Annotated in this window: 14 protein-coding genes and 1 pseudogene; 6 read left to right on the top strand and 9 right to left on the bottom strand. The window is 38.8% G+C overall.

Translation table 11 applies throughout. The annotated features are described in order from the left end of the window. Nucleotides 1-389 precede the first annotated feature (389 nt). Complete coding sequence (locus V7K25_RS16725; RefSeq protein ID WP_335159668.1) at nt 390-821, top strand: hypothetical protein; 432 nt, start codon at nt 390-392, stop codon at nt 819-821. 94 nt (nt 822-915) lie between these two features. Here V7K25_RS16725 and V7K25_RS16720 read toward each other — a convergent pair whose 3' ends face one another. From V7K25_RS16720 to V7K25_RS16690, 7 genes are all read right to left on the bottom strand, one after another. Continuing rightward, a complete protein-coding gene (locus V7K25_RS16720; protein ID WP_335159667.1) occupies nt 916-1,260 on the bottom strand; it encodes a GNAT family N-acetyltransferase in 345 nt (114 codons plus the stop codon). Next, nucleotides 1,257-1,607, bottom strand: a complete 351-nt coding sequence (locus V7K25_RS16715) for a hypothetical protein (protein ID WP_335159666.1) — start codon at nt 1,605-1,607, stop codon at nt 1,257-1,259. Before V7K25_RS16715 ends, V7K25_RS16720 begins: the two co-directional genes overlap by 4 nt. A gap of 71 nt (nt 1,608-1,678) precedes the next feature. Further along, complete coding sequence (locus V7K25_RS16710) at nt 1,679-2,452, bottom strand: MlaE family ABC transporter permease (RefSeq protein WP_335159665.1); 774 nt, start codon at nt 2,450-2,452, stop codon at nt 1,679-1,681. Between the two features lie 299 nt (nt 2,453-2,751). Next, nucleotides 2,752-3,426, bottom strand: a complete 675-nt coding sequence (locus V7K25_RS16705; protein WP_335159664.1) for a response regulator transcription factor — start codon at nt 3,424-3,426, stop codon at nt 2,752-2,754. 63 nt (nt 3,427-3,489) lie between these two features. Further along, nucleotides 3,490-4,908, bottom strand: coding sequence for a sensor histidine kinase (locus V7K25_RS16700; RefSeq protein WP_335159663.1), 1,419 nt, complete (start codon nt 4,906-4,908; stop codon nt 3,490-3,492). A 45-nt stretch (nt 4,909-4,953) separates the two neighbouring features. Then, entirely contained in the window at nt 4,954-5,688 is a 735-nt protein-coding gene (locus V7K25_RS16695) for a DUF4079 domain-containing protein (RefSeq protein WP_335159662.1), read from the bottom strand. A gap of 299 nt (nt 5,689-5,987) precedes the next feature. Continuing rightward, nucleotides 5,988-6,368, bottom strand: a complete 381-nt coding sequence (locus V7K25_RS16690; RefSeq protein ID WP_229499299.1) for a hypothetical protein — start codon at nt 6,366-6,368, stop codon at nt 5,988-5,990. 251 nt (nt 6,369-6,619) lie between these two features. Here V7K25_RS16690 and V7K25_RS16685 point away from each other — a divergent pair, with 251 nt between their 5' ends. Next, complete coding sequence (locus V7K25_RS16685; RefSeq protein WP_335159661.1) at nt 6,620-7,648, top strand: DMT family transporter; 1,029 nt, start codon at nt 6,620-6,622, stop codon at nt 7,646-7,648. A gap of 711 nt (nt 7,649-8,359) precedes the next feature. Here the strand turns inward: V7K25_RS16685 and V7K25_RS16680 are convergent. Both V7K25_RS16680 and V7K25_RS16675 read right to left on the bottom strand, forming a co-directional pair. Beyond that, nucleotides 8,360-8,626 (bottom strand): hypothetical protein, encoded by a 267-nt coding sequence (locus V7K25_RS16680; protein WP_335159660.1) that lies wholly within the window; start codon nt 8,624-8,626, stop codon nt 8,360-8,362. 718 nt (nt 8,627-9,344) lie between these two features. Further along, the gene (locus tag V7K25_RS16675) at nt 9,345-9,734 is read right to left on the bottom strand and encodes a hypothetical protein (protein WP_335159659.1); all 390 of its coding nucleotides are present in this window, start codon (nt 9,732-9,734) and stop codon (nt 9,345-9,347) included. A 314-nt stretch (nt 9,735-10,048) separates the two neighbouring features. Between V7K25_RS16675 and V7K25_RS16670 the strand changes: the two genes are divergently transcribed. The 4 genes and pseudogenes from V7K25_RS16670 to V7K25_RS16655 form a co-directional block, all read left to right on the top strand. Beyond that, nucleotides 10,049-13,603, top strand: a complete 3,555-nt coding sequence (locus tag V7K25_RS16670; protein WP_335159658.1) for an NB-ARC domain-containing protein — start codon at nt 10,049-10,051, stop codon at nt 13,601-13,603. Between the two features lie 104 nt (nt 13,604-13,707). Continuing rightward, nucleotides 13,708-14,067 carry a hypothetical protein gene (locus V7K25_RS16665; protein ID WP_229556547.1) on the top strand — a complete coding sequence of 120 codons (360 nt, stop codon included), beginning with the start codon at nt 13,708-13,710 and terminating at the stop codon, nt 14,065-14,067. Nucleotides 14,068-14,131: 64 nt separating this feature from the next. Further along, nucleotides 14,132-15,454, top strand: a complete 1,323-nt coding sequence (locus tag V7K25_RS16660) for a KamA family radical SAM protein (RefSeq protein WP_335159657.1) — start codon at nt 14,132-14,134, stop codon at nt 15,452-15,454. Nucleotides 15,455-15,584: 130 nt separating this feature from the next. Next, nucleotides 15,585-15,767, top strand: a pseudogene (locus tag V7K25_RS16655) (hypothetical protein); the annotation flags it as partial. Between the last annotated feature and the right edge of the window lie 89 nt (nt 15,768-15,856).

Genomic DNA, 15,856 nt, shown 5'->3' with positions numbered 1-15,856 from the left:
ATTCCACTATTTTAACATATTTAGTCGAGGATGTAAATCTAGTAAATCAAAGCCGTTCTAGAAGCACGGGGTTTTAAACCCATTTTTTTGATAAAATTCAATATATGGAATAAGACCTTGACCTAAGAGGCAGGGGAGCAGGAGCAAGGGAGCAGGGGGTAAAGATACTGTAATTCACCTGCCACAAGGGTTTCAGCAGCCCTAAATATATTTATACCCAAAAGTAAAGATATTTGTTTCGAGATGTGTAACACCAGAAATAATACGTCCAAACTTTCAGCAGCCCTACATTATATGTATGAGGATATATGTATGAGCATTTCCCCCCTGCTCCCCGCTCCCTGCCCCTTTTCCTCTCGTTGACCCTGTTGTACTAGGAGTATTAGCCCATGTCAATTTTGCAAAGAGTTCCTTGGGTGTCCCTAGCGTTAGTACTGCTTAGTTACAGTACTTTGGGCTGGGTAATATCTGAAACACGCGCTTCTATGTCTGTGTGGGTGGCGACTGTCGTTGCTATCTTGCTTTTAATAGTAACGTTGACCATTCCTTGGACGAAGATGACATATTACTTCAGTATTTTGCTTAAATCAAATACGAGGTCTTTCGCCGTTGCCGTTTTAGCAGCTTTCTTGTTCTTTATTATGATTGCTTGGTTTCGAGTATTTCTTGATACTTTGCTGATCGTTTCGGCAACTATATTAGTCAAGATAGATTTTCAAGCAGCAGGTCTTAGGGAAGGGCTAGCCTTTTGGACTGCATCTACCTTTTCATTGACCGGTTTGGCCTTGGGTGCGCTAATCTACAGGTTAATATATTTGTGAATTTCGCTAATTTCCTTAAGTCATCAGCTTTTGTTCCATCTCTCCAAAAACGGTATGGTAAACTACTATTTTTTAGCGATCGCTACACCGCCGTTTATTTATAAATCCTGTATTCAACCTCATCAAGAAGATAACCACTCTTGTTAATCTGTTGAAACTCCCGAAAGATTTTACCCCTAAGACTTTCTGCAATTTTCCGACTGGGGATATTTCTTTTATCAACAGGGTAGGAAAGATAATTGTATTCCAAATTTTTATCCACCCAGTCTTTTAGTACATGAATTGCCTCTCTACCAAAACCATGACCATGAGCGGATTTCTTGAGCCAAATTCCTAACTCCGGTGTATGAGGGACTTCCAAATAAAAAAATGTTCCAAAACTGAGGCAAAAACTCTCTCTATTTCTTCTCTCTGCGTTCTCTGCGCGGCAGTCGCTCATGGGGGAAACCCCCAAGACCGCGCTGCCTTGTCTCTGTGGTTCGTTTCTTGGAATAATTTATTTCTTGGAAGTCCCTGAGTATCAATAGCCCCAACCTCGCAAATTCCTAAAAACTTTAAATGCTCCTTCTTAAGAATTACCAACACTAAATTAGTGTGATTTTCTCGTTGTAGAATCATATCTCTGATTATCTTTTCGGTTTCACTGAGACTCTGGGCTGGTTTCGGATACATAAAGGTGGTAATTTCGCTTGTAAATTCTTGAAATACATCTTCTGTATGTTCCAACGAAATCGTTTGCAAAATCAGTCTTTTAGACTCTAAATTTACTTTTTCTAAATTCTCCATAAGTTACGATTAAATTTCCGCCTTGTAACCGTGATAAATGATAACTGTTGACTGTTCACTGATTTAATACTTCAAAATGCAGGTTGTTCAAACAGCAGTACAGAAAGTAAAAAGTCCATTACAAAAATTGATATCCAACTAGTAACTACTGCTTTTGTTGCCGATTCTCCTACTTCTTTTGCTCCTCCCTTAGTGGTTAATCCCCAACTACAGCCAATGACAGCAACCAGCACACCAAAAATAAACCCTTTTAGCAAAATAATAAACAAATCTGACGGTTCTAAAAAATCTCTGACTGATTCTAAAAATGTTTCGGGAATAATTTTGTAAAAATATGATGCTGCAAAAGCTCCCCCAAAGATGCCCGTAACTAAAGCTAAAATAGTCATCAAAGGCACCATTAAACTACAAGCAATTACTCTAGGAACTACTAGATAATCAATTGGATCGGTTTTAAGCATATAAAGTGCATCAATTTGTTCTGTGACTTGCATTGCACCGATTTCTGCTGCAAAAGCAGAACCTACTTGTGCCGCCATAATACTAGCAGTCAAAATTGGAGCCAATTCTTTACAAAAAGCTAAGGCAAAAGCACCTCCCACAGCATTGATAGCCCCAAATCGGATTAATTCTCTTGCCATCTGAAGAGTAAAAATCATTCCTGCAAAACCACTGACAAGGAGAACTGGAGAGATAGAACCTGGCCCAGCAGTCACTAGATGTTGCAGAATCTTGCGATAGTACGTTTTTCCTTGGAGGAAATGTAGCCACACTTGACCAAAAAGCAGTACTGCTATAAAACAGCGTACAATCCAAGATTGCTCGAAATTTGTTTTTATTCGCAATTTTATTGTCCTTAAGACTGACTAATTGTTGCACATATCTTATATCAATTCTCCAAAATAAGACTAATAAGACTACAGATACAAATGGTGGAAACCCAGCCAGATATAATCTAACTTTCTCAATTACGTAAAGTATTACAAATTGGTATTTTGATGTAGAAATCGATTTCGTCAAATAAATCCTTAGGTTAATATCATTCCTGCAAGAGGAAAGATATTAACCCAAGGATATGAATAAAAATAAAATGTTTTGACTTTGACTTCCCCGATCGCGTAGCGTCCGCAAGGGTTGGGGCTGACTATTCTCGCAGTACATACCCTACTCCACGCACGGTATGAATCAAGCGTTTTTCATTATTTTCTTCTAGTTTTAGGCGCAAGTAGCGGATGTATACTTCAATAATATTGGAATTACCCATAAAGTCGTAACCCCAAACTTTTTGTAAAATTTGGTCTTTGGTAAATACCTGACGGGGATGCGAGAGTATATATTCCAACAAGTCGAACTCTTTAGCGGTTAACTCAATTGCCCGCTTACCCCGGTAAACTTGGCGAGTCCGGTGATTTAAACTCAAGTCTTCAAACTGAAAAATATCCTGATCTGTTTCTTGAGTGCGGCGTAGATGAGCGCGGATTCTAGCTAGGAGTTCTTCTATACTAAATGGTTTGACTACATAATCATCAGCTCCTGCATCCAAACCTGCGACGCGATCGTTAACTTCATCTTTTGCTGTCAATAAAATTACTGGTACGGAAATACCAGTTGCCCGCAACCGACGACAGATTTCCAAGCCTGACAGCCCTGGAAGCATCCAATCAAGAATAACTAAATCTGGTGATAACTCCCGTGCTAATGTTAAACCAGCGATGCCATCATGTGCCACGTTTATATTGTAACCTTCGCTACTTAGTTCTAATTCAACAAATCGCGCCAGTTTAACTTCATCTTCAACTAAGAGGATATTTGCTGCCATATTTGTAATATTAAAGCGGATAGGGTGACAATCAAAGTGCTACTTTAACCTGACTTTGACTAGCTATGTAAGTAGAGCGATCGTAAACACACTCCCTTCTCCTAATTTTGATTGCACAGATACATTACCACCCATACCCTCTACAAGAGTCTTAACAATGGATAAACCCAAACCACAACCGCCAGTAGCATGAGAGCGAGATTCATCCACGCGGTAAAATCGCTCGAAAATACGTGTTTGGTGTTGTAAAGGAATACCATAACCTTTGTCGCAAACTTGAATAATTGCTTTGTTATGAGCTTGATTTAACTTTAAAATTATAGGTGTATTAGCTTCAGAATAACTGATAGCATTATTAATTAAATTAAGCAATATTTGTTTAAAACGGCTGTAGTCTACTTTCACACCAATAGGATAAGTTGTTGACTCGATTGTAATTAAGCGATCGCTATATTTTTGTGCCATCACTACCACTTCTTCAACTAAGTCATTCAACACATAAGATTTTATCTGAAAATTCAAATAGCCACTATCTGCTCGTGCTAAATCAAGTAAATCTTGTAATAATCGAATGGTACGTTCGGCTTCTGAGGCAGCAGTTTCTAAAGCTTCTTGTTGAATTTCGGTTAAGTTATTCTGCCGTCGCAAGACGCTTTGTAAGTAACCATGTACAATAGTTAATGGTGTGCGTAATTCGTGAGAAACATTACTCACAAATTCTCGCTCTTGCTCCCAAGATTGCGAGAGGCGCGATAACAACATGCTTAAAGTTTGAGCTAATTCTTTGACTTCAGTGGGTGCATTGTCAACATATAATTGTGCTTTTCCTAAATCTTCTATAGAAATGACAGAAGTCATCTGACTTAGCTGGCGCAGTGGTTGTAGAGAACGTCTAATATAAAATGCACTTATAGTTATTATTACAATAATTGCAAAAATACAGCTAATATTCAAACTTTGCAGCATTGCCATAAACATTGTTTGTTCACGAGTAATGTCATGTACTACAAATAGCTTACCCAGATACTTACCCTGCACTTGCAAAAAACTACTACTGATAACAAAGTACTTTTGATTAACTTTGTAAATTTGTGGTTTAATCTGCATCTTACTAAGGGACATTAACTCAGTCACCGTAGAGTTAGATAACAAATCCAAAGTAGCTGATTTTATCAAAATTTTATTATCAGGACTTTTTAACCATAAAAATAGGTTAGTACTTGCTAAGTTATTAATAGCTTTTTGCACTCCAGTTTCCGGTTGCATCATTTCACTGTAAAGTTGCACATCACGCGGCAATCGCTCAGTGATTTCTTCTATATTATGCTTACGACTATCAATCAAAATTTGCTGCATTTTCCAACTAGTCCATGCAGCAAAACTACCTAATATTAAAGTTGAAAATGTAGCAATACCAATGGTTAGACGTAATTGCAATGAAAAAGGGTCAAGATTTATCCAAATATTTGTGGGTTGCTTCACTTTTAGTTTTGTCTAGAGTATTGATAATATTGTTCGTTATATTCATTATTGATTTTTAGGTAGAGATTGTGGCTGGACTATACAAGATTTAGTATCACATTTTTGCTCATAAAGCATATTAATATAGCGTTCTTGCCAACTGAGGGGAACTTCTAACAATGCTCGTGTTCCTGTTATACCCTGTCCGATAAATAGTAATAGAGCAAGGGAACTAATAGTAATATGAACCTTACGCCAGCGATTGGTCTTATCTTTATAAATTTCTGGCAAAATGGAGAGTGAAATAATCATCAGCAGAGCAGAGGTTAGCCCATAATAATAGTGAGAGGTATACCATTGGTCAGTTTTGCGGTAAATACCATCTTGACATCCAAGCACTACTAATCCCATTCCTGTAAGGGTTGCAAATATGGCACGCCAGTTTTTCTGCTTTGCCTGATAGAGTAAATACAGAGAAGCGATCGCAGCCACAAACAATAATCCGAGAAATACTACCTTAAATGGTGCTTTAATCCAAAGTTGATTATCTAAAATATTACCAAAAATATCGTAGGCAAACGCTATTAAAACAATACCTACAACTGCTGCTGTTAGCCAGCGACCCAACTGGGTATGCTCTTGTCCTACAGTGGCGGGAATTTTACTCTTACCTATGGCTAAAGTTTGCAATCGGCGTTGACGGACTTCTAAAGCGCGGTTGACAATGACGCCAATTAAAGGAAATACTACGAGTACAGCGATCGCTGGATGTAACAACAAGATAGCATCTCTAAATTCCATATCTGACCTTTGATCAAAAATTACAAATTAGTTGTTATCGAACAGAATTTAGAAGTCAGGAGCAAAGCCAAAGACGTTCCTGAATTCTTCTTAAATTATTTATCTATTTATCAGGGCTATTTAGTTCTAGATATAAACCGCCCAAAACTAAAATTCCTCGGCTCATAGCCCAAGTCGTCTAAAGACGACTAATAAAGCCTTTTAGTCGTCTTTAGACGAATGAATGCTATTAGCCTCAGAATTTATTCTGAGGTGGGCTAGATGAGAATGAAATAGCCCTACATATTTAGAAATGAGGATTATTTAACCTCATCAGCCTCAAATTTTGTTACTTTACCTTTTTTAACCGCAACTACTACATCAAAAGTAGAACAGTAAGAAAAGGTCACATTATTGGCTTTATTGTAAAGATTAACCACCATACCTGCACCACCGGGTTGAATACCTAGCGGTTCAAGATCGCCAAAAAAGAAACGACGTAGTTCATCACCACCACCAAACTGACCCTTATGCTTGGTGACCAAATCAATCTTTTGTTGAGTAGTCAAACCTGTAGCATCTTTCTTTTCTGCGGCTGATGCTTGCACCAGTGAAGGACTGACAATTTTAAGTGGAACATCCCAGACTGTTAACATACCAACAAGAGCAACACCTGTAAGCAGAGAAGAAGCAATTTTCATTTGTTTTTCTTTGTGTTGAAGTTTCCCGATGAACTAAAGCATCTCATCTGCTACTGAAGCTCAAGTGAAATCAATCTAGTAATTGTCTGAATTTATCCCTTAGAAAAATTTAGTTGAGACTCAGCATATTCTCAGGAAATTGTGAAATTTTCAATCTCAGCTTGCTTTAAGTGTTTTCTCAGATTTATCTCACCTTAATTTACTCAAGTTAGGGGAGTATAGTAAAAAGTATTTTTTGCAGCAGTATTATTATGAGCAGACCGAGAAGATGGCATCCTTTTATTTATAAAATTCCCGGTCAAACCTATCTCTGGCTAGCAATTTTGATTTTTGGAGCTTCGAGCGCAGTTACCCGCAAGCTGACACAAATTGGCGCTCAACATTTCATGGATGGTCGAAATCCGATTTCTCTATGTAATGTTTTATTCGTAGGAAATCTATGTGCCTTAATAGTTATGTTACCTATTTATAGGCGACAGTGGAACAAAAAGGCTTTGCAGCAATTGTCAAAGACAGATTGGTTGGCGCTGATAGCGATCGCTATTTTATCAGGAGCGCTTGTCCCTGGCTTAATTTTCCAGGCATTAGCATTAACAGGGGTGAACAATATTATTTTGATTGGACGCTTGGAGCCACCTCTGGCTATAGCTTTATCAGTCTGGTTACTGAGGGAACGGGTAAATCGTTGGGAAGTTGTAGGAGCGATCGCTGCATTTGTCGGCGTTGCCCTAACTATTTTCCTGCAACCCTCACAGACAGCTACGATCAACATGGGTGCTTTCAGATTGGGTATTGGGGAATTATTGGCAGCGATCGCAGCTGTAGCTTCAGTAGTTTCAACAATTATTGTTAAAGAATGGCTTTCTGATATCCCAGTGGGAATTTTTAGTGTCTTTCGTACTGCTCTAGGAACTGTAATATTTTTCTTTACTGCTTTAATTCTCTATGGCAGCGACCACTTTATGGATGTATTTTCACCTTTCCTATGGCAGTGGATGCTTGTTTATGCTGCTGTAATTGTGGTTTTAGGTCAATCATTTTGGCTTAAGGGCTTAAGAGCTTCTACCGTGTCAACGGCTTCCTTAGCTGGCTCTTTTACTCCAATTGTGGGAATTTTGGCAGCTTATTTGGTATTGGGTGAAGTCCCTAACTTTGCTCAATATATCGGTGGTAGCTTGATTTTAGTTGGCATATTCCTTAGCCAAGTTGGTGTTCGCTTTCAGATTTCTCGTAAAGTTGCAGCTCAAGTAGAACAAGGTATGGGATTTAAAGGGATCTGAAAAGTAGAGACGCGACGCCAGTCGCTACAACGGGGGAACCCCCCTTCGGGTGACGCTCCTACGGACGCTCGTTCCTCTCTACGAGACGCTACGCGAACGCTACCGCTACGCTAACACCAGTCGCCTACGGCGGTAAACCCTCCTACAGCCCTGGATTCACCGCAACGCGCTGGCTCATTAATCGCGTCTGTGAAATTATATGTAGCTTTTTTAATCCTTCTGAGTAGAAAACACGCGCCAGATAATAAAGGCCGTAAAACCTAGATAGGTGAATACTGTCAGCCATTCTTGCCAGCTACCAAATTCATTATTCATCAGCAAAAGCCGGAAAATTAATATTTTTAAATCCTACACGCTGAAGCTACCAGCCGCTTGCTGTATTTTGGGACAAAAAGGCTACTCAAAAATTTTTAGCGAATTTTCCGGAATCGAGAACAGCAAAGTAGTATCACTTATTAGAGCATCGATATTATACTGAACCTCTATAACTAACCTTCGGGGAATATAGCCCCATTGTTTACGCTCAAAAGCCCAGTCTTCATGACCGGGCTTTTGATTTTACTTTTATTTCCCGTTTCTTTAACTAGTTCATATCATGTCCGGCAGATTAGTTATAATTCCTGCATCTGTGCAATAACTTGAAAACTCTTTTTCCCTCTGCCCCCTTGCGCTCTTAATGATAAGTCTTTAACCGGACACGATATCAGTTTTTCATTTAGGCTTGTCATGACTATCATTACATTTCACGCTATTTGAATTATTTGGGATTTCTGAATCATCTAGGTTGTTAGACTTATTAATATTTCCTTGAGACTTAGTTGTACCAAAAAAATAAACGACTGCAATTTTCACAATATCAAAGTATGCAGGGCGATTGCTGCGATCAACAATTGCTAAAGAGAGCGAACCTGCTACTAAGATAACTAATATAGGATGAAACTGTTCTTGTCCAGAAAAATTGCTATGTTTTTTTGTCATTTTTCCTTCCGTCTCCAATTAATCATTTTTTGGCTGATGTTTGACAAATAAGGTAATGTGTTAGATTGAAAAAATCTTCTAACACATCCTAAATACAGTCAGGGATACTTAGAGACGAAATTTTTCACGGCTCTAAAAAGCTTTGTAAAGAAATTCAGACTTTCACACTAGCAGCAATATTGTTCATTTAGAGTGAGCGAGGATACTAGTTGAGAATGATGCAAAATGTGAAAGTCGAATATTGTTTGTGAGATATTAACGAACAGATTCAAAAATTACTGTCGTCAATATTAAGCAAAGGAGAATCAACCCACATCGTAAAATGATCCAATAAAAAACAAAAGGTAGTAGAGTCATCGCAATATGTGAGCTTCCGAAAATAGCTGACAAAACGTAAGCGATCGCTAGACCAAATATGAACCAAGCAAAATATTTAAGAAACTGGGAAGTCAAACGAAATAAAAAACTGTGACGATTCGTAGTCATTTTTTCCTCCTGATAAATAAAAAATAACAGGGTTGACAGGGCACTTTTTAGCACCATGTCAACCCTGTTGTAATCTTTTTCTAGACTCTCTTGGGCTGGAAAATTATTCACTTGTTAACCTCAAGAACGAAAACAATTTTTTACTGTTTCTCTAAACCTTGAGATGAAATTAGTGGCTGTTGATGGTTAATAGTTAGTAATTGGTTATAGTGATAGACAAAAACAACCAAACTCAGTCCTTATCCAACAATTCAGATACCATCCAGCCAAATATCGGCGCGGTATTTCCCTTCTTGCATCGAGAAAAGTCTAGTCTGAGTAGTCCAAACCCCTTTTTTAACAATCTCCTCAACCCGACTCGAAAGCGATCGCGATAAATAGATACCTGACTTTGCGTATCTGTTGTATCTATTGGTAATTCCTCTAAATACCTATTTAGATCCGCATGAACGCAACGAAAAGAACCTCGAAAAGAGATGACACGCAACTCAAACTCTTCGGTTCCGATCTTGCGGATAGTCACTTCAATCATTCCATCCTTGCAAGTGTGACAAGCAAGAATATCTTTCTCAAGCAACTCAAATAATTCTTGGGCAGAATTTGAAACGTCAGGTGTTGGCATATTGTGGGGTACCTCAGTGCTAGTTACTTCAGCTATCCTCGCGATTCACACCTAATTTGTTATCGATTCTACATTTACCTTATTAACTTTGTCAATCATATTGATAACCTAAATTGACAAGTTGATAATTTAGAGTATAGTTAGTAGTGTCTTGTCATACGCTTTTCTGTAAAACGTTAGGCAATGCACGGGATTCAGGACTGATTTCATCCTCCCCCGTGCTATGCCCAGAGAAGACTTTATAAATAAGTGGAAATATATCTCACATTGACCTCACATATCGATAAATAGTTGTGGCTGGAGAAATTTACTTCATGACGGAAATTCCTGAAAGTTTCTTGAGAACCGTTACAGTCGAACACAATGTATCTGAGGCTGAGGTAAGTGCCTTACTTCTAGCGTTAGCTGGTCAAACGGCAGAGTCTATTGCAACCACTCTCGAAATTAGTGCAGCAGCAGTGCGGAAGCGGCTTGGTTCGGTTTACCAAAAGTTTGACATTGCTGGAAGTACTCCTGGGAAATTAGAGGTGATTAGGAGTATTCTTCAGGAAAGATATCAGTTATCAACAGTTGTTAATGCCTTATCATGTCACGATTTTGGCGAAGCGCCTGATGTCCCCGTTTTCTTTGGGCGTGAGTCAGAGTTAAACATTCTAGAGCAATGGGTAAACAAAGACCGTTGTCGGCTTGTGGCAATATTCGGTATGGGGGGAATTGGCAAAACAGCGTTATCTATCAAGCTGGCACAAAAAATTCAGGGACAGTTTGAGTATGTTATCTGGCGATCGCTACGTCATGCACCCTCTGTTAAGGAGATTTTTGCAGACCTGATTGAGTTCTTCTCTAAAAAGAATGAACCGAAAGAAGTAGGAATTTCGCAATTGATTGCTTATTTGCGGAAACATCGCTGTTTATTGGTATTAGATAATGTAGAGTCAGTCCTGCTTGGAGGTGATTATGTTGGTCAATATCGAGAAGGATATGAAGAATATGGAGAATTTTTCCGACAAGTTGGGGAAGTGCCTCATCAAAGCTGTTTAGTCTTAACCAGTCGTGAAAGTCCCAAAGAAATTATCGCTTTAGAAGGAAGCAATCTTAAAGTTAAATCCTTGCAGCTAAGTGGGCTAGAAAACATCGCTGCAAAAAGCATATTTGTGGGCAAAGGTGATTTTTTGGGTTCAGAGAAAGACTGGAACAAATTAATTAATCAGTATGCAGGTAATCCTTTAGCCTTAAAAATCGTTTGCAATACGATTCAAGAAGTTTTTGGTAGCAATATATCAGAATTCATTAGTTGTGATATTTCCGTGCTATTTGGGGATATCCGGAATCTATTAGAACAGCAATTTAATCGATTATCAAATTTAGAAAAGGAAATTTTATACTGGTTAGGAATTAATTGCAAGCCTACTTCATTTATAGAATTACAAGCAGATGTTATTTCAACGACATCACAACCACAATTAATTGAAGCTTTAGAATCATTGCGACGGCGATCGCTAATTTTTAACGAGAAGGGTTTGGCTAAATTTATGCTCCAAGCTGTAGTTATGGAATATATTATTAGCAAATTTGTTAACCAGGTTAGTGAAGAAATTATTTCTGAGATTAATCTAGAAAATATTTCCTTGTTAAAGAGCCATGCCTTATTCAAAGCGCAAACAGAAGGAAAGGTGAGAAATGCCCAAATTCGTTTAATTTTAGAACCTGTCATTGAAAAGTTAATTAATAATTTTGGCAATAAAGATCGGATTAAAGAACATTTATTAAAAATAATAGAATTGCTCCGAGTAAACATCCCTCTGACATCGGGCTATGCTGGTGGGAATATTATTAACCTTCTTTGTAATCTGGAAATTGATTTAACTGGGTGTGATTTTTCCAATTTCAAGATATGGCAAGCCTACCTAACAAGTGTGAACTTGCATAATGTTAACTTTGCTAACTCTGATTTATCTAAGTCTCTATTTACAGGAATCTTCGATAGTATTTTGTCAGTGGCATTTAATCCTGTAAATGGAGAAATTGTTGCTACAGGTGATGCTGATGGTCGGATTAGCTTTTGGCAAGCTACCTATGGCGAGCAACTTTTTCATTGGAAGGCACACTCTAACTGGGTAAGAACTGTTGCCTTTAGTCCCGATGGTAAAACTTTAGTTAGTTGTAGTGATGACCATACTGTAAAACTCTGGGATGTTGATAGCCAAAAACACCTCATGACTCTTGAAGAACATACTAGCTGGGTCAGGTCTGTTGCCTTCAGTCCTGATGGCAAAATTGTCGCCAGTGCTAGTAGCGATAAAACCATTAGACTCTGGGATTTAGGTACTCAACAATGCTGGAAAATTTTCAAGGGACATAACAACTTCGTTCGTTCTGTTGCCTTTAGTCCTGATGGAAAAATACTTGCCAGTGGTAGTGCTGACCAAACTGTGAAGTTGTGGGATATAAAAACAGGTAAATGTTTGAAAACTCTTGAGGGACATACTAAATTAGTCCAGTCCATAGTTTTTAGTTCTGATGGTGAAATACTTGCTAGTTGTAGTGACGACAAAACCGTGAAACTCTGGGATGTTCAAACGGGGAAGTTATTAAATACTTTAAAAGGACACACCAATTTAATCCATTCTATAGCCTTGAGTCCGATCCCCTCTTCACAAGGAGGAGAGATCATCGCCAGTTGTAGCGATGACAAAACCGTGAAACTCTGGGATGTTCAAACAGGAAAATTATTAAAAACTTTAGAAGGACACAGTAATTCTATTCTGTCTGTTGCATTTAGTCCTGACGGAAAAACACTCGCCAGTGGTGGCTATGACAAAACCGTTCGATTTTGGGACATCGAGACTTATCAATGTATCCAAATCTTGCAGGGGTACACCAATTGGGTACACGACCTAGCCCTGAGTCCAGATGGGAAGATAATTGCTAGTAGCAATGATGATAAAACCGTTAGGCTGTGGGATGTTGAGACTGACCAATGTATCAGCACTTTAGAAGGACATGCTGGCCGCCTTTGGTCTGTTGCTTTTAGTCCGCTCCCTGGGGGACTATTAGCTAGCGGCGGTGATGACCAAACCATCCGCTTTTGGGATACTCTAAGTGGACAGTGCGTGAAAGTTTTGCAAAATAGCGATCGCATCCGCTCTATTGCTTTTAGTCATGATGGCCAAATTCTAGCTAGTGGTAGTGTTGACTGCAACATCAAGTTATGGAATGTTCGGACTGGCCAATGCTTTGAAACATTACAGGGACATACAAATTGGGTACAGTCTGTCAGTTTTAGCCCTGATGGTGAAATCCTTGCCAGTGGAAGTGACGATCAAACACTGCGCCTGTGGAATGTTTATACAGGGGAATGTATTCGGGTTTTGGAAGGGCATACTATGCGAATATGGTCTGTTGCTTTTAGCCCGCTCCTCCCTTCACAAGGCCAATTTGGAGGGTTATTAGCTAGTGGCGGTGATGACAAGACAGTACGGCTATGGGATCTTCAGACTGGCGAATGTTGCAAAATTTTAGTCAATGATGATTGGATACGTTCTGTTGCTTTTAGTCCTGATGGTAAGATTCTTGGCTGTGCTTGTGTTAATCACACTGTAGAAATTTGGGATGTTCACACAGGTCAACGTCTAATTATTTTGCAAGGACATAATAATTGGGTTCGTTCTGTTACCTTTAGTTCGGATGGAACTTTGTTTAGCGGTTCCCAGGATGGAGCTATTAAGCAATGGAATGTCACAACTGGAGAGTGTATCAAAACACTTATGTCAAAAAGACCTTATGAAGGAATGAATATCAAGGGGCTATCTGGTCTAGGGGAAGAACAAAAAAATACACTTAAAGAATTGGGTGCTATTGAAGATTAATTAGTTAATTAAAAATAATAATAATGCTCTTAAATTGCACTCTTGAAAATGTGTATTAGTTGCTTATTGTTGAGTCTCATTACTTTTTTGTGAGGATTGCCATTATGCCAAATTATATCGGTCTGTTCAGTCCTTCTATCCGTCCACTAGCTATGGTCTTGTCACTAGGAATAGCTTTAGGTTCTGGTTTAGGATACGGCTTTTGTAAAGCGGTTTTCGATTCTAAGCAGCATGAACAATCTGCTACAAATAAACTTAATCCTTTCAGCCGTGTAGAGTATGAACAGTTAAAACCAGAAATGTCCTTAACAGAGGTACGCTCAATCTTAAGTCAAGGAATTGAGGTTAGTCGTTCTGCAACTATGGTAACTTTTGTTTGGGCGAATCCTGATGGTTCAAAAATTACTGCTACTTTCGACGAGAATTACAGGCTCAAGAGTAAAGAACAGTCTGGACTTAAGTAAGAAAATAGAGGAAAGGCGCTCGCCTTTTCTTCTATTTTTTATATAAATTAATAATATTAATTAAATGTCGCAACTTAACCCTAAAAAACTTCAGTTATATGAAATTAAAGATATAGATCGGCTTCCTCAACTGCAAAAACTTTCAACAGCAGAGCGTTTAGCAATGAAAGCAGTTGCCCAAGTATTGCCGTTCCGTGTCAATAATTACGTAGTAGAAGAACTGATTGACTGGGAAAAAATTCCTGATGATCCCATCTTTCGCCTTACCTTTCCTCAAAAAGAAATGTTGGCTCCTGAATCTCTAGACAAGGTTATTTGGCATCTGCAAAATTCCACGCCAGAAGACCTGCGTCAAGTAGTAAATACAATGCGATCGCAACTTAATCCCCATCCAGGCGGACAGGCACATAATATTCCCACTTTAGATGGAAAAGAAGTACCAGGAATTCAACATAAATATCCTGAAACAGTCTTGATTTTTCCGACAGCAGGTCAAACTTGTCATGCTTATTGCACATTTTGTTTCCGTTGGCCGCAATTTGTGAAGATGGACGGAATGAAATTTGCTACCCGTGAATCAGGACTTTTTCAAGAGTATCTCCGCCAACATCAGGAAGTCACAGATGTTTTAATTACTGGCGGAGATCCAATGACAATGAAAGCTAAACATTTGGCTTTATATATTGAACCACTGCTAAATTCGGGTTTTGAACATATCCAGACAATTAGAATTGGTACTAAATCGGTAGCTTACTGGCCTTATCGCTTTGTTACAGATGAAGATGCTGATGATATCTTGCGTTTGTTTGAGAAAGTGACTAGCTCAGGCAAACATCTGTCGATTATGGCACACTACGATCATCCGACAGAAATTAAAACTGAAATTGCTCAAGCAGCGCTTCAACGCATTCGTAATACAGGCGCACAGATTCGCACCCAAGGGCCACTCATGCGGGGAATTAATGATTCTTCGGAAGTATGGATACAGATGTGGAAAGAACAAGTTCGCCTTGGTTGCGTTCCCTACTATATGTTTATGGAACGAGATACTGGAGCAAAACATTACTTTGAAGTGCCAATTATTCGAGCTTGGGAAATTTATCAAGCAGCAATACAAAAAGTGTCTGGGTTAGCTCGCACGGCTCGTGGCCCAGTCATGTCAGCACTACCAGGTAAAGTTGCAGTGGATGGCGTAACTGAGATTTATGGCGAGAAAGTATTTGTACTTTCTTTTTTGCAAGGACGCGATCCCAATTGGTGTAAACGTCCTTTCTTTGCACATTATGACGAGAAAGCAACCTGGTTAACTGATTTAGTTCCAGCGATGGGAGAAAAGGAATTTTTCTATGAGAATAAATTAAAAAAAATTTTGAAAAAACAAAGTTAAATTGAGGATTAAGATAATTCGGTGGGGGATTGATAACCACGACCAGATTGGAGAATAATTTATACCTCTTTCCAGAAACTTTTAAGAGATTTTATCGGTCTGGTTCTCCAAATTCTGCAAAAATCAACCAATGTCATCTGTTGCTCAAGGTATTCCCGGATTACCCGATTTGACGCATCCGATTGAGCTTGTCCAATTTGGAACCCAGGCGCTCAAAGCTTCACTATTATTAGTATTTTTGGTCGTAGCTTTGGGAGTTGCGATCGCACTGATCAGTTTTTCTCTCCGTCGAAGCCAGCCGGAACAATTTATCAAAAAAATGGGTTTAAAACCCCGTGCTTCTAGAACGGCTTTGATTTACTAGATTTACATCCTCGACTAAATATGTTAAAATAGTGGAAT

The organism is Nostoc sp. (assembly GCF_036919495.1).
Taxonomy (GTDB): domain Bacteria; phylum Cyanobacteriota; class Cyanobacteriia; order Cyanobacteriales; family Nostocaceae; genus Nostoc.
The sequence above is the reverse complement of the archived record's forward strand: the minus strand, read 5'-3'. Positions and strand labels throughout refer to the sequence as shown.

Excerpts from the sequence above, each read along its gene's own strand:
- V7K25_RS16665 (WP_229556547.1), top strand. The coding sequence starts at position 13,708 with ATGCCAAATTATATCGGTCTGTTCAGTCCTTCTATCCGTCCACTAGCT.
- V7K25_RS16725 (WP_335159668.1), top strand. The coding sequence starts at position 390 with ATGTCAATTTTGCAAAGAGTTCCTTGGGTGTCCCTAGCGTTAGTACTG.
- V7K25_RS16680 (WP_335159660.1), bottom strand. The coding sequence starts at position 8,626 with ATGACAAAAAAACATAGCAATTTTTCTGGACAAGAACAGTTTCATCCT.
- V7K25_RS16685 (WP_335159661.1), top strand. The coding sequence starts at position 6,620 with ATGAGCAGACCGAGAAGATGGCATCCTTTTATTTATAAAATTCCCGGT.
- V7K25_RS16695 (WP_335159662.1), bottom strand. The coding sequence starts at position 5,688 with ATGGAATTTAGAGATGCTATCTTGTTGTTACATCCAGCGATCGCTGTA.
- V7K25_RS16690 (WP_229499299.1), bottom strand. The coding sequence starts at position 6,368 with ATGAAAATTGCTTCTTCTCTGCTTACAGGTGTTGCTCTTGTTGGTATG.
- V7K25_RS16705 (WP_335159664.1), bottom strand. The coding sequence starts at position 3,426 with ATGGCAGCAAATATCCTCTTAGTTGAAGATGAAGTTAAACTGGCGCGA.
- V7K25_RS16715 (WP_335159666.1), bottom strand. The coding sequence starts at position 1,607 with ATGGAGAATTTAGAAAAAGTAAATTTAGAGTCTAAAAGACTGATTTTG.
- V7K25_RS16670 (WP_335159658.1), top strand. The coding sequence starts at position 10,049 with ATGACGGAAATTCCTGAAAGTTTCTTGAGAACCGTTACAGTCGAACAC.
- V7K25_RS16720 (WP_335159667.1), bottom strand. The coding sequence starts at position 1,260 with ATGAGCGACTGCCGCGCAGAGAACGCAGAGAGAAGAAATAGAGAGAGT.
- V7K25_RS16660 (WP_335159657.1), top strand. The coding sequence starts at position 14,132 with ATGTCGCAACTTAACCCTAAAAAACTTCAGTTATATGAAATTAAAGAT.
- V7K25_RS16675 (WP_335159659.1), bottom strand. The coding sequence starts at position 9,734 with ATGCCAACACCTGACGTTTCAAATTCTGCCCAAGAATTATTTGAGTTG.